Genomic DNA, 13,405 nt, shown 5'->3' on the forward strand with positions numbered 1-13,405 from the left:
GCAGAGCATTCCGTGGCGATCAGGGAATGCCGCGGCCGTCAGGGATCGTCCGTTGCGGCACTTGGTTCTAAGCTTTCTGCGTGTTTTCCCAGCGCGTGGCATAGTCGCTTTGCGACACACTTGCACTTGTCTTGGTGCCGGCAACAGGTTTTCGAACCACATAATCCAGAAGGACAGGCAATCCCGGACCAAAAGATCCCAGCGGTCGCGGACGTTTCTTTGTCTTGTTGGGATTCGTCATCTTCACCACGTCACGGGCGGCATATGGCCTTAACGGCTGCCACACACATTTCAGAGCCTCATAGTTCATGGCGTTGACCCAAAAGCCGTACACGATCTCTGGGCAAATCTGATAGAAGCCGTGATTGATCCAGTTGTTCGATGGCGAATGTGCGATAAACACACCCCCGGGCTTCAGCATCTTGTCGATGTTCCGGTATGCGGTCGGCAAGTCGAACACGTGCTCGCATGTTCCACCGTCATAGATAACGTCAAACCGACCAACCAGGTTTTCAGGCAAATCCCCCGCGAGATCCTGAACGATGCTCGCACCTTCGAAATCCGAAAAATCCAGCGAATCCACTTCCGAGAACCCAAGTTTCCGAAAGAATGTTTCCGAATATCCATCATCCGGGTTGCAAAGGTCAGCTTCGGCCACTCCGGGCAGGTATTTCTGCAAGGTTTCCCTGAACAATGCGGCGGACGCAGACCGGCGCGCACCGATCCAATCCTGCCGCCCAAGCATCAGAAAGCTACCTGACAGGTCATTGGATTTGACATCTTCGATCAGGCGCGCAGCCAGGACATCAACAATTGACACTCATTCCTCCGGGGTGGTCGACAGCAGATCGTTTTGCAGTACAAATCCTGTTCCGAGAGTTCAATGTCAACGCAATAGCAGCGCCGAAGAACACTCGACAAGGCGGGCAAGTTCCCTGTTTGGGCAAGGATGGAATCGTCCCTGCCTCAACAGTATCTTGCAGCCATGGTTATTGGCATCTGGAAACACTCGCTGCGCCAGCCACAAGCCTTGGCACATCATCAGAACCAGCGGCTTTACCGGTATCAATTCCACACCACAGCGCCCTGCAGGGAGGCTGGACTTTCTAGTATGAACCGGAACACAAAACCGATACCACCCAATGCCCAGCTTGATTGTTAAACGCAAATGAGCTTTGTGCTAACTCAGGCTTATACAAAATTCAGAAATTTAGATGACCAGCTTCAGCATATCAGACGGTAACAGTACCACATATACAGATACTTCTCCCGGTGGCGGTGTCGTTATCGATTTCGATACGCTCGACAACAGCTTCAGTGCTCAAATCAACGGTGTTGACCTGTTTGTGGGCGGACCCGGATCTTCGCCCAATGAACTTCAGTTCCAGATTTCTGGAACCTCGGGGCAAACAGTTCGGTTTGCCGACGGTCAGAGATATGAAGTCAACACGCCAGCTGTTTGGCAGTTGGGGAATACAAACGGTGATCCCGTGGTCCGCCTGATGATCAATCCGGATGGGACGGTCGAACTCTACGGTGTGAAGACAAACAATGGTCCGCTTGAACCTCTAGAGCTGTTCAACGGAATGACAGTCAATACCGATGCGATTGCAGCGGCCTGGAACGACAGCGGTACCAATACTATTGAAATTGACCAGATTTTAACCGGCCCGACCAACGCAAGCGGTGAGTTTGTGGACGTTCTGTGCTTTGCATCTGGGACAATGATTGAAACACGCCACGGATCAGTGGCGGTCGAAGACCTGCAGATTTCAGATCAGGTGTTGACCTTTGACAATGGCTACAAACCTATTCGATGGATCGGTACGCGACGCCTCAGCGCTGCCGAGCTTCATGCGCAGCAAAGGCTAAGACCCATTTTGATCCGCACCGGAGCTTTAGGCGACGGATTCCCCAAACAGGACCTTGTCGTCTCACCGCAGCATCGCGTTCTTGTGTCGTCGGCAGTTGCACTGCGGATGTTCGATTGCAAGGATGTGCTGATCCCCGCAAACAAGTTGTTGCCACTGGACGGCGTGGACATTGTGCAAGACACAACTGACGGTATTGAGTATTTCCACTTGCTGTTCGATACCCATGAAATCATCTGGTCCAATGGGACACCGACAGAAAGCCTGTTTACCGGCCCCGAAGCACTCAAATCAGTCTCGGCTGACGCGCGACAAGAAATCATGGACTTGTTTCCAGAGTGCTGCGCTCCGCAGTTTCAAGCAACTTCTGCGCGTTTTATTCCGCAACGGGGCAAGCTAATGCGAAAACTGGTTCAACGGCATCAGGCAAATCGCAAACCCCTCTTGGAAAATGTTCACAGGTAAACGCCCGTGCCCATCTTTACTTGGAGTTACGAGTAACGAAGGTCCAGGATTTCTTAAATCGACCCGAAAAAACGCCCACCATGCGGCAGGCGTTTTTTGGGAATTCGGTGTATAATCTACATCTTTGCCCGCTCAGATTTCAACGCCAGCCACAGGCAGTAGCACATTATCAGAACCACCAGCGTAAAGGGGATGCCGGTTGAAACCGCCGCGCCCTGCAATGCGGAAAGACCGCCTCCCAACAGCAATGCGATGGCAACCAGGCCTTCCAAAGTGCACCAGAACACGCGCTGAACCACGGGTGCGTCCATCTTGCCGCCTGCAGTGATCGTGTCGATCACCAAAGATCCGGAATCAGACGAGGTGACGAAGAAGATCACGATCAGGACAAGGGCGATCGGGGCTACGATGCTGTACAGCGGCAGCTCCTTCAGGAAACCGAACAACGCTCCCTCGGGGGCGTAGCTGTCGATCACGGTCGCGCGGACGCCTTCCGCTCCGCCTGCGTTCAACATGTCGATGGCAGCGCCGCCGAAGGTCGACATCCACAGGGCACAGACGGCAGTTGGCGCAAGCAGCGCACAGATTACGAACTCGCGCACTGTACGGCCCTTTGAAATGCGGGCAATGAACATCCCAACAAACGGTGACCATGCGATCCACCACGCCCAGTAAAAGGTCGTCCAACCGTGGAAATAGCTGGTGTCTTCCCGTCCGAACGGGTTCGACAGCGCGGGCAGGTGCAGCACATAATCAGTCATCACGTTGAAATACCGTGCGATGGCGGTGCCAATGCCCGTTACAGCGATGACGAAAAGGAACAGCCCCACGGCCATGATCATATTGATCTCACTCAGCCGTTTGACGCCCGCATCCATGCCCAGCAAAACCGAGCCCAGCGCGATCAACGTAATGCCAATGATCAGCAGAACCACGACGGTGGGGCTGGGTTCGATGCCGAAGACCTCGTAAAGGCCAGCGGCAACCTGCTGAGCACCCAGACCGAGCGATGTGGTCAATCCGAACAACGTGGCAAAAACCGCCAACGTGTCGATGATATGGCCCCACCAGCCCCAGACCCGTTCACCCAGAATTGGATAGAAGGCCGAACGCAAAGTCAGGGGCAGGTTCAGATTGTAGCTGAAGATTGCCAGGCTCAGGCCGACTGCGGCGTAAACCGCCCAGCCTTCCAGCCCCCAATGGTGAATGGTACCGACGATGCCGATATACTCATTGCCCGGGACAGCGATATCGATACCCAGTGGGCGCGCATTCCCGTCTTCGGCAAAGTTGTAGTAGACCGGCTCCATCACTCCAAAAAACAACAGGCCGATACCAATACCGGCGGCGAACATCATCGCGATCCATCCGGCGTAGGAATAATCAGGCGTGGCGTCCTTGCCGCCGATCCGCACACTGCCGACGGGCAGGATGATCAGTACCAGACAAAACAGAGTGATTGCATCTACCGAAAGGACCAGAAACCAATCGAACGTGCTGGTTAGCCAAGGCCGGAGCCAGCCGAAAAACGTGGCTGCGGCCTCTTGGTTGGCCAATGCGATCAGAACGAACGCAAAGATCATGATACTCGAGATCAGAAAGACCGGGTTGTGAATGTCCAAGCCAAACGGCCGGACGTTATCCTGCCCCAGTTCATATTCCGTTTCGAAGTCGTAAATCCGGGGGTCCGGATCCAGCATCTTCTTTGTTTGTGCCATTCGATTGCCCTTCTGTTCGCTGTCTGCAAACGCCAAGGTATTCGGTCGGCGGACGGGAATGAGTTAGTTAACCCCCTTGGCGCGTTTCCGTCATTTCGACCGCAGGCTTAATGGTAAGAGCTTATACTGCCTTCATATTTTTACAAAATGCATTCGACTGCAGATATGTTAGCGCTACAGATTGTTCTGTGTTCCCGTAATCCCGCTCGTGAAAAACGAACCGCGACTTGATAAGTTGATCGTTGTTCGGGCTTGAATCTTTTGCACCCGGTGGCAGCACAAGCCAGTCCCGGCATGAAACGGCCATCCGATGCAGTTTCTCTTTCCTTCCAACGCATTCTCATGTATGCGCGCGGTATCTGAGACGTTGTGCCCTGACCTCGGCACTCGAATGGAAGATAAATTGGGGTCGGCGGCAATGGGGCCGCCACGCAAAACGGGAGACCCGCAGGGGCGGGAGTGCTCCCATCTAGGATACGCATATGTTTGATGTAACGAAGAAATCGATGCAGTGGGGCGAGGAAACGCTTACACTGGAAACCGGCAAGGTTGCCCGTCAGGCTGACGGCAGCGTGATTGCCACCCTGGGCGAAACCAGCGTCATGGCCAACGTGACCTTCGCCAAGGAACAGAAGCCCGGTCAGGACTTTTTCCCGCTGACCGTGCATTACCAAGAGAAATACTATGCCGCCGGCAAGGTTCCGGGTGGCTTCTTCAAGCGCGAAGCGCGCCCGACCGAAAAAGAGACGCTGACCGCGCGTCTGATCGACCGTCCGATCCGTCCGTTGTTCGTTGACGGCTTCAAAAACGAAGTCCTGGTGATGTGTACCGTGTTGAGCCACGATCTGGTCAACGATCCCGACATCGTTGCGATGATTGCTGCTTCGGCTGCTCTGACCATCTCGGGCGCACCGTTCATGGGCCCGATCGCGGGCTGCCGCGTGGGATACACCGACGGTGAATATGTCCTGAACCCGACCGTGGACGACATGCAGGATCTGCGCCTGAACCCCGAACAGCGTCTGGACCTGGTTGTGGCCGGCACCAAAGACGCCGTGATGATGGTGGAATCGGAAGCGTACGAACTGTCCGAAGCGGAAATGCTGGGTGCGGTAAACTTTGCGCATGAGCAGATCCAACCGGTCATCGACCTGATCATCTCGCTGGCGGAAGAAGCCGCGAAAGAGCCGTTTGACTTCCAGGCCCCGGATTACTCCGAGCTTTATGCCGCCGTTAAGGCCGCCGGTGAAGAGCAGATGCGCGCCGCCTTCGCGATCACCGACAAGCAAGAGCGCACCGCCGCTGTTGCCGCCGCCCGCGAAGCGATCAAAGAGGCGCTGACCGAAGAGCAGCTGGAAGACGGCAACCTCGGTTCCGCGATGAAAAAGCTGGAAGCCGGCATTCTGCGCGGCGACGTCGTCAGGGGCGGCAAGCGGATCGACGGTCGTTCGACCACCGATGTCCGCTCGATCGTTGCAGAAACCTCGATTCTGCCCCGGACCCACGGTTCTGCCCTGTTCACCCGCGGTGAAACACAGGCGCTGGCCGTGACCACGCTGGGCACCGGCGACGATGAGCAATTCATCGACGCCCTGCACGGCAACTTCAAATCGAACTTCCTACTGCACTACAACTTCCCTCCGTATTCGGTGGGTGAAGTGGGCCGCGTTGGTTCGCCCGGCCGTCGCGAGATCGGCCACGGCAAACTGGCATGGCGCGCGCTTCAGGCGGTTCTGCCTGCGCCGACCGATTTCCCCTACACCATTCGCGTGGTGTCCGAGATCACTGAATCCAACGGCTCAAGCTCGATGGCCTCTGTCTGCGGCGGTTCGCTGTCGATGATGGATGCGGGTGTTCCGCTGAAAGCGCCGGTTGCCGGTGTGGCCATGGGGCTGATCCTAGAAGATGACGGTGAATACGCTGTTCTGACCGATATCTTGGGTGACGAAGACCACCTGGGCGACATGGACTTCAAGGTTGCGGGCACCGAAAACGGCATCACCTCGCTCCAGATGGACATCAAGGTTGCCGGCATCACGCCTCAGATCATGGAAACCGCCCTGGCACAGGCCAAGGAAGGCCGGATGCACATTCTGGGCGAGATGGGCAAAGCCCTGTCCGAGACCAACGATTTCTCGGTCCACGCCCCGCGCATCGAGACCATGAACATCCCGACGGACAAGATCCGCGAAGTGATCGGCTCGGGCGGCAAGGTCATCCGCGAGATCGTCGAGGTTTCGGGTGCCAAGGTCGACATCAACGACGATGGCGTGATCAAGATCGCCTCGCCCGATGGTGAGTCGATCAAGAAGGCCTATGACATGATCCATTCGATCGTGGCAGAACCTGAAGAAGGTCAGATCTATACCGGCAAAGTCGTCAAGATCGTCGATTTCGGCGCCTTCGTGAACTTCTTTGGCAAGCGTGACGGTCTGGTCCACGTGTCGCAGATCGAAAACCGCCGCCTGAACCATCCGTCGGATGTTCTGAAAGAAGGTCAGGAAGTCAAAGTCAAACTGCTGGGCTTTGACGATCGCGGCAAGGTGCGCCTGTCGATGAAAGTCGTCGATCAGGAAACCGGCGAAGAGATCGTTCCGGAAAAGAAAGAAAAGAAAGAGGAAAACGCAGAGTAATCTGCCCCTCTGACAGACAGCGGAAGGCCCCGGTTTCATCCGGGGCCTTTTTGCTTGCGCGGCACAGGACGGTTAACTGCGCCGCAACTTTGGTAAATCAATTATTAACACTTATTGCGTGTATTAGCTCAACCTTAAGGGGGATATTGCCGTTTTCAAGGAAGCTGTTCGACCGTGGCATCGATTACTGTTTACGAAATCAGCGCAGACCCGTTCAGCAACCACAGTGTTGATATTACTGCTGCGTATTCGGTCGAAGTCACGGATAATGACGCCCTGCTGCAAGATCCCGACCCGGATGGCAGCTCGCAACTTGACCTCGCGTCTCTTCCCGGCTTTTCCGGCTCGACCCAGAATTTCAGTACTTTCGAAAACTACACAGGCACGGTCGATGGCGCGCCGGTCACGTTCATCCTGATCCAGTTTTCAAACCCGCGTTACATCATAGTCACTTCGGGTCAGACCGAACTGAATGACACGATTTCAGATACCAGTTTTGCCGGCACCGCGCCGTCATCCGCGTATGACACTTTGCCTTCTTTCGTGTGTTTCACCACAGGATCTCTGATCCAGACACCGACTGGGCTGCGCAGGGTCGAGGCGCTGGAGCCCGGCGACCCGGTCATCACCGCCGGCGGCCATGCACGCCCGGTCCGCTGGATCGGCAAGCGCCGGTTGTCCGCGGCTGAGTTGCGGCGAAACACGCACCTGTCCCCTGTACGGATCAAGGCGGGCTGTTTCGGGCCGAACAGCCCAAGCCGCGATCTCGTCATTTCCCCACAGCACCGGATTGCCGTGACCTCGACCATGATGGAGCTTATGCATTGCGAGCCGGCGATGCTGGCCCCCGCAAAGGGGCTGATCAATGGGCATACCATCGTTCAGGAAACGCCCGCACATGGGGTGGAGTACATTCATATCCTCTTTGATCAGCATGAGTTGGTGAATGTCGAAGGACTCTGGTCCGAGTCCTTTTACCCCGGTGACACAAGTCTTAGGGCAATGGCACCCGCCACCCGAAGCGAGCTGTTCGAACTGTTCCCGGAACTGGCCAATGGTGAAGGCTGTTACGGTTCGACCGCATTGCCGGTCCTCAAACCCTTCGAAGTCCGGGTGCTGTCGGCGGATCTGGCGGTTCCGGGCTGGAAAATCCGCCCCGATGAATCCGCGAAAGCCGCCTGACCGCAGGTCAGTGCGCGACGCCACCGGGGCCATGTTTCAACAGGTGCCACTGGCCGTAGCTGTCTTTCAGATCCAGTTTGATCGCCGCATAAGCTCGGGTCGAGGCGCTGCCGATCTCGGCAATGGTGAATTCGATCCCGCCGGGAATATCGATGCGTACACGGTGTTCGCCGCCACCATGCGGGGCCTGAATCGGGCGCCCGGTCGACTTCAGAACGTCGCCAACGGCAACGCTGGCCGTTCGTCCTTCGATATCCATCTTAAGCTCGATCGGCAGGTACAGCGTGTCGTGCACCGTCTCACACATGGCTCGGAACACGTACCAATGGGTTGCCATCTCTTCGGTTTCTTCGCCGTGAAAGACTTTTTCCAGCGCATCGCGCTGCGCCGGTGAGGCCGCGGGGTCGACGATCACCTGCATTTCACCGCCACCCTCGAATATTGGCCCGGGCCATGCATAGATCAACGCAGCCTTGGTTCCACTCAGATCCGTTTCGCCAAAATATCCGGTGGATATTTCAAGCACCTCGAAGCCGCGGCAATCGCCATGCGTCGGCAATTCCTCGAACTGGCAAGGGCAGGCATAGCCGCAGTTGCAGTTTCCGAAGCTTTCTCCCTCGACGTACCAATCTGTAAAAGCCATGGTTTTCTCCTGTTCAGGACAGTCAGAAAGCCCGACATCGTTGGTCCCATGCCCGTATGTTTCCGCAAAACAAACTAGCACAACTTGATTGCAATCTGAACCTGACGCGCGCAAACGGCTGCGAATGGCCTAAACCTTGGTTCTATTCACCCTGTTTCAACCAAAAACCAATCGCAGGGCGCCTCTGCCATCCCCAGTTCCACTGCATCGCCACAACGCAAAAAGGAGATGCGATATGGAAACCTTGAAACTGCTGACACTGACGGGATTGATCGCAACCGCACCAGTTCTTGCTTTGGCCAATGTCGGACTGGGCGACAAATTGGGCACAAGCGAAGCCGATATACGCGCGGCGCTTGAAGCCCAGGGGTACCAGATCGAAGAGATCGAATTCGAAGGTGGGAAGATCGAGGTTGAACTCACCAAGGATGGCGTGGAAACTGAACTGGTTCTGTCTGACACGGACGGGGTGGTGACAGCCATCGAGCTCGAAGAGGACGACGACTGAACCCGCAACGTCCAAGGGGCCGCATGAAAGTACCTCAAACGTCTTTGCTCTGGCTTCTTCTGGTGGTGCAGGCCCTCTGCGCCGCCTTTTTCATGACGGATGCGCTGCTGGATTGGACAGGCGGCGACGGCGCGGGATTTCGTCACCTTCATTCGTTCGAGCTGTTTTTGTCGCTGGCGCTTGTCGGCGGCCTGAGCGCCACGATCGCCCTGATCCGTTCCCAGTCCAGACGGGTGCGCGACATGCAGCGGCAACTGCAAGTGGCGCAAGGGGCTTTTGCCCAGGTCATCGAAACCCAGTTCAGCGCGTGGCAGCTTAGTGAGGCTGAGCGTGACGTTGCCATGCTGACGATCAAGGGGCTTTCCATCGCGGAAATCGCCGGAATGCGACAGACGAAAGAAGGGACGATCAAGGCCCAAAGCGCTGCGGTCTATCGAAAGGCAGGCGTTTCCAGCAGGGTGCAGTTGCTCAGTTTCTTTGTCGACGAACTCCTGTCAGAACCGTTGGTCAGGGATGTGCCCTGAAACAGTGGCAGAGCCTCGTGCCTATTCACTCACACATTCCTAAAAACCTGTGAAACGAAGTGAAGGCCCGGCGCCTTTCTTTTTGGGCCAGCCTCGTCCACATCCATGGCATGCGGACTTTGGAACACTGGAGATGGTTATGTTCACGCGCCTCATTCTCGCCTCTTCGGCTCTGGCGATCAGCGCAACGGCGCTTGCCGCGCAGAGCCTGGGCGACGGCACCTATATTCACGGCTTCATCGGCTACAGCCAGCTACAGGACAGCGATTTCACCGGGACGATCGGTGGCGCGACGCAATCGGTCGATACCGAATTCGACGCAGGTTTCGGACTGGGCCTCGCGGTAGGCAAGGAAATCCCGCAATGGTCCAACGATATCATCGGAACGCGGATCGAGCTGGAACTGTCATATCGCGACAGTGACGTGGATGGTGTAAACTTTACCGGCAATGGTCCGGGGCCCGAGGGCAATATCTCGGGCGACGTCACGCAGACCTCGTTATTTGCCAATCTGCTGTTCGATTTCAAACAGGCCGGCGCGCTGACACCGTTTGCCGGGTTTGGGCTGGGTGCCACCTATTCGAATCTGGTTTTTTCTTACGGGCCGGGTGTGGCGCTGGACGACACCGACACCACCTTGGCCGCCCAGCTGATCGCCGGTGTGGCATATGACATCAACCCGTCGACAGCGTTCACGATTGACGCCCGTTACGCCCGCGCCTTTGATGTTTCGTCGCAGCGCCTGGCCCCCAACGGAGCTTTGACCGGCAACGTAGAGAACGATCTGGATACTTTCAGCATCAATTTCGGACTTCGCCATAATTTCTGATTGCTTCGGGTGTCAGGTTTCTCTCCGGTTTCCTGCACCTCTTTGCCCTCGCGCCTCAGGCGCGGGGGCACCCGGAAAACCCCGAAAAATGCAGTACGCGCAGGACATTTCGGTGGTTGCTCGACCTGCAACAACCGCCTGCTTCATCTGGCTAAAAATATCCTCGGGGGGAATCGTGCCTGCGGGCACGATGGGGGGCAGACAGCCCCCCTGACCCGGCAACCGGCTTACGACGGCGCTTTGGTCTTGCGCAGATAGGGGAAGATCGTTTCGAACTCGCCAAACTTGGCCTTGGCGTCTTCGTTCGACACGGTTGGCGGGATGATCACGTCTTCGCCCGGCACCCAGTTGGCAGGTGTCGCAACGCCCTTGGCCGACATCTGCAAACCGTCAAGCGCGCGCAGAATTTCGGCAAAGTTCCTGCCCACGGTCATCGGGTAGGTCATCGACAGCTTCAGCTGCTTGTCCGGTCCGATGATAAAGACGGAACGCACCGTGGCACTGTCAGCCGGTGTACGGCCGTCGGGCAGATATGCTTCGGCGGGCAGCATGTCGAAAGCCTTGGACACAGCCAGACCGTCGTCGGCGATGATCGGAAAGCCGGGTTCGGCCTTGCCGTATTCCTCAATGTCCTTCTTCCACTTTTTGTGGTCTTCGACACCATCGACCGATACGCCGATCACCTTGGTGTTGCGCGCGGCCCATTCGTCATTCAACTGCGCAACGGCCGAAAACTCGGTGGTGCATACAGGTGTGAAATCCTTTGGGTGCGAGAACAGAATGGCCCAGCTATCGCCAATCCAGTCGTGAAACTGAATGGTGCCCTGATCCGTTTCTGCCGTGAAATTCGGAACGGTGTCGTTGATACGCAAACCCATGGGGCATCTCCTTCTCTGTGAAAAACCTGAATCGGTTGTTTGGAACCTAATCACTTTGTGTGCAGGTTAAACCGTCCATCGCGCTTGAGGATACGGATTTCGTGGGCATTGCCAGAAAATAATTTGATCAAATTCACTATTGCTCAGCCTGTGCATGGGTGACAGAGTGGCCCCGAACAGCCGATTTCAGGCAGACCTTCAGGAGGGCTCAGGATGATCGAAAAGCGGGATTTCTATATTAATGGTCAGTGGGTGGCCCCATCGCAGCCCAATGACTTCGAGGTCATCAACCCGTCAACCGAAGACCCCTGCGCCGTGATCTCGCTTGGCGCCGAAGCCGACACGAATGCGGCCGTTGCCGCGGCCAAGGCCGCCCTGCCGGGCTGGATGGCCACGCCAGTGGAAACCCGCATCGCGCTGGTGGAAAAACTGGTCGAACTCTATGCAGCCCGGGCAGAGGATCTGGCGCAGGCGATGTCGCTGGAAATGGGCGCCCCGATCGATCTGGCGCGCTCGGCGCAGGCGGGTGCCGGCATCTATCACCTGAAGAACTTCATCCGCGCCGCCAGGTCGTTTGAATTTGAACGCCCGCTGGGGGATCATGCGCCGAATGATCGCATCATTTACGAGGCGGTAGGCGTTGCCGCTTTGATCACGCCGTGGAACTGGCCGATGAACCAGATCACGCTCAAGGTTGGGGCTGCTGCGATTGCGGGCTGCACCATGGTGCTGAAACCGTCGGAACAAAGCCCGCTGAACGCTATGATCTTTGCCGAGATGATGGACGAGGCAGGCTTCCCGCCCGGTGTGTTCAATCTGGTCAACGGCGACGGCGCGGGGGTTGGTTCGCAACTTTCGGGCCATCCGGATGTAGACATGGTCAGCTTCACCGGCTCGACCCGCGCAGGCACCGCGATTTCCAAAAATGCGGCTGATACCCTCAAGAAAGTACATCTTGAGCTAGGAGGCAAAGGGGCCAACGTCATCTTTGAGGACGCGGAGGAAAAAGCGGTCAAGCGTGGGGTGCTGCACATGATGCAAAACACCGGCCAAAGCTGCAACGCCCCCAGTCGGATGCTGGTGCAGCGCCCGATCTATGACAAGGCTGTGGAAACCGCGGCCGAGGTCGCAAACATGGTCAAGGTTGGCCCTGCCTCAGAGGAAGGCCGCCATATCGGACCGGTGGTGAATGAAGTTCAGTGGACCAAGATTCAGGACCTGATCCAGAAGGGCATCGATGAAGGGGCGCGGCTGGTCGCAGGCGGCACCGGACGGCCAGAGGGGCTGAACAAGGGCTACTATGTCCGCCCCACGGTCTTTGCCGATGCAAACAACCAGATGACCATCGCCCGCGAAGAAATCTTTGGCCCGGTTCTGGCCATGATCCCCTTCGACACCGAAGAAGAGGCTGTCGAAATCGCCAATGATACACCCTATGGCCTGACCAACTATGTTCAGACGCAGGACGGCGCGCGTGCCAATCGCATGGCGCGGGCGCTGCGGTCGGGCATGGTCGAAATGAACGGACAATCGCGCAGCGCGGGCTCACCGTTCGGCGGCATGAAGCAATCCGGCAACGGGCGTGAAGGCGGCGTCTTTGGGCTTGAGGACTTCCTCGAGATCAAAGCTGTCGGCGGTTGGGCGGCAGAGTAACTTACCTGCAAAGCAGACAGATCGGGCGGGGCAACGCGGTTGGCCCCGCCCGCAACCCCCTATAGGGGCCGCACCACAAGCTGGGGTACGCCATCGGACGTGCGGCGCTGGGATTGACCGTCCCACCCAATCTCGCCGGTGACGCGCTGTCGAAATGCAGAAAAGCTGTCAAAGCGCACCACATCGACCGGCGTATCGAAATGCAGGGTCACTCGGCGACGCGCGCCATCGCCAAGCATGGTCAGACCGCGAATTTCGGCCGTGAACGCCTGACCCAGATAGCGCCCTTCGACCCGATCACCCACGCGCAGATGCATCCGGTTTCCGGCCATTGCGTGCAAGGTGTTCCAGTCTCGAACGCCATGCTGATGGGCCAGCAGTTCCAATGCCGCACTGTGCGACAGCGAAACGCCCTTCGTTTTCAAGTCTTCCCGCAGGCGTTTCGCCTGCGCTTTCAGCTCTTCAACCGGAGCAACGGTTTGGGATCGTATCATCATGTGC

11 protein-coding genes and 1 pseudogene are annotated in these 13,405 nt (G+C 57.0%); 7 read left to right on the forward strand and 5 right to left on the reverse strand.

Going from position 1 to position 13,405, the window contains the following annotated elements; all coding sequences use genetic code 11:
* Positions 1-67: 67 nt before the first annotated feature.
* Positions 68-820 carry a methyltransferase domain-containing protein gene (locus tag GS605_RS16450; RefSeq protein WP_171724682.1) on the reverse strand — a complete coding sequence of 251 codons (753 nt, stop codon included), beginning with the start codon at positions 818-820 and terminating at the stop codon, positions 68-70.
* Between the two features lie 394 nt (positions 821-1,214).
* On the opposite strand from GS605_RS16450, the gene GS605_RS16455 reads away from it, so the two are divergent.
* Positions 1,215-2,336, forward strand: coding sequence for a Hint domain-containing protein (locus GS605_RS16455; RefSeq protein WP_253283336.1), 1,122 nt, complete (start codon positions 1,215-1,217; stop codon positions 2,334-2,336).
* Between the two features lie 116 nt (positions 2,337-2,452).
* On the opposite strand, the gene GS605_RS16460 is transcribed toward GS605_RS16455, so the two are convergent.
* Positions 2,453-4,054, reverse strand: coding sequence for a BCCT family transporter (locus GS605_RS16460; protein WP_171637305.1), 1,602 nt, complete (start codon positions 4,052-4,054; stop codon positions 2,453-2,455).
* Positions 4,055-4,536: 482 nt separating this feature from the next.
* Here GS605_RS16460 and pnp point away from each other — a divergent pair, with 482 nt between their 5' ends.
* Both pnp and GS605_RS21085 read left to right on the forward strand, forming a co-directional pair.
* Positions 4,537-6,687 (forward strand): polyribonucleotide nucleotidyltransferase, encoded by a 2,151-nt coding sequence (gene pnp / locus GS605_RS16465; protein WP_152459385.1) that lies wholly within the window; start codon positions 4,537-4,539, stop codon positions 6,685-6,687.
* Between the two features lie 543 nt (positions 6,688-7,230).
* A pseudogene (locus GS605_RS21085) lies at positions 7,231-7,662 on the forward strand (Hint domain-containing protein); the annotation flags it as partial.
* Between the two features lie 214 nt (positions 7,663-7,876).
* Here the strand turns inward: GS605_RS21085 and GS605_RS16475 are convergent.
* Positions 7,877-8,512, reverse strand: coding sequence for a DUF1326 domain-containing protein (locus GS605_RS16475; RefSeq protein WP_171637310.1), 636 nt, complete (start codon positions 8,510-8,512; stop codon positions 7,877-7,879).
* A gap of 235 nt (positions 8,513-8,747) precedes the next feature.
* On the opposite strand from GS605_RS16475, the gene GS605_RS16480 reads away from it, so the two are divergent.
* The 3 genes from GS605_RS16480 (at position 8,748) to GS605_RS16490 (ending at position 10,373) form a co-directional block, all read left to right on the forward strand.
* Entirely contained in the window at positions 8,748-9,020 is a 273-nt protein-coding gene (locus GS605_RS16480) for a PepSY domain-containing protein (protein WP_171233448.1), read from the forward strand.
* Between the two features lie 23 nt (positions 9,021-9,043).
* Entirely contained in the window at positions 9,044-9,544 is a 501-nt protein-coding gene (locus GS605_RS16485) for a helix-turn-helix transcriptional regulator (protein ID WP_171724684.1), read from the forward strand.
* A 139-nt stretch (positions 9,545-9,683) separates the two neighbouring features.
* On the forward strand, positions 9,684-10,373 hold the full coding sequence (locus GS605_RS16490; protein WP_171724685.1) for an outer membrane protein: 690 nt from the start codon (positions 9,684-9,686) through the stop codon (positions 10,371-10,373).
* A gap of 227 nt (positions 10,374-10,600) precedes the next feature.
* Here GS605_RS16490 and GS605_RS16495 read toward each other — a convergent pair whose 3' ends face one another.
* Complete coding sequence (locus tag GS605_RS16495; RefSeq protein WP_171637316.1) at positions 10,601-11,251, reverse strand: peroxiredoxin; 651 nt, start codon at positions 11,249-11,251, stop codon at positions 10,601-10,603.
* 213 nt (positions 11,252-11,464) lie between these two features.
* Between GS605_RS16495 and GS605_RS16500 the strand changes: the two genes are divergently transcribed.
* Positions 11,465-12,904, forward strand: coding sequence for an aldehyde dehydrogenase family protein (locus GS605_RS16500; RefSeq protein WP_171724686.1), 1,440 nt, complete (start codon positions 11,465-11,467; stop codon positions 12,902-12,904).
* A 59-nt stretch (positions 12,905-12,963) separates the two neighbouring features.
* On the opposite strand, the gene GS605_RS16505 is transcribed toward GS605_RS16500, so the two are convergent.
* Complete coding sequence (locus tag GS605_RS16505; RefSeq protein WP_371732282.1) at positions 12,964-13,401, reverse strand: glyoxalase superfamily protein; 438 nt, start codon at positions 13,399-13,401, stop codon at positions 12,964-12,966.
* Between the last annotated feature and the right edge of the window lie 4 nt (positions 13,402-13,405).

Origin of the sequence: Ruegeria sp. HKCCD7559 (assembly GCF_013110575.1) — a bacterium.
GTDB lineage: Bacteria > Pseudomonadota > Alphaproteobacteria > Rhodobacterales > Rhodobacteraceae > Ruegeria.

Excerpts from the sequence above, each read along its gene's own strand:
- GS605_RS16455 (WP_253283336.1), top strand. The coding sequence starts at position 1,215 with ATGACCAGCTTCAGCATATCAGACGGTAACAGTACCACATATACAGAT.
- GS605_RS16475 (WP_171637310.1), bottom strand. The coding sequence starts at position 8,512 with ATGGCTTTTACAGATTGGTACGTCGAGGGAGAAAGCTTCGGAAACTGC.
- GS605_RS16480 (WP_171233448.1), top strand. The coding sequence starts at position 8,748 with ATGGAAACCTTGAAACTGCTGACACTGACGGGATTGATCGCAACCGCA.
- GS605_RS16460 (WP_171637305.1), bottom strand. The coding sequence starts at position 4,054 with ATGGCACAAACAAAGAAGATGCTGGATCCGGACCCCCGGATTTACGAC.
- GS605_RS16500 (WP_171724686.1), top strand. The coding sequence starts at position 11,465 with ATGATCGAAAAGCGGGATTTCTATATTAATGGTCAGTGGGTGGCCCCA.
- pnp (WP_152459385.1), top strand. The coding sequence starts at position 4,537 with ATGTTTGATGTAACGAAGAAATCGATGCAGTGGGGCGAGGAAACGCTT.
- GS605_RS16495 (WP_171637316.1), bottom strand. The coding sequence starts at position 11,251 with ATGGGTTTGCGTATCAACGACACCGTTCCGAATTTCACGGCAGAAACG.
- GS605_RS16490 (WP_171724685.1), top strand. The coding sequence starts at position 9,684 with ATGTTCACGCGCCTCATTCTCGCCTCTTCGGCTCTGGCGATCAGCGCA.
- GS605_RS16505 (WP_371732282.1), bottom strand. The coding sequence starts at position 13,401 with ATGATGATACGATCCCAAACCGTTGCTCCGGTTGAAGAGCTGAAAGCG.
- GS605_RS16485 (WP_171724684.1), top strand. The coding sequence starts at position 9,044 with ATGAAAGTACCTCAAACGTCTTTGCTCTGGCTTCTTCTGGTGGTGCAG.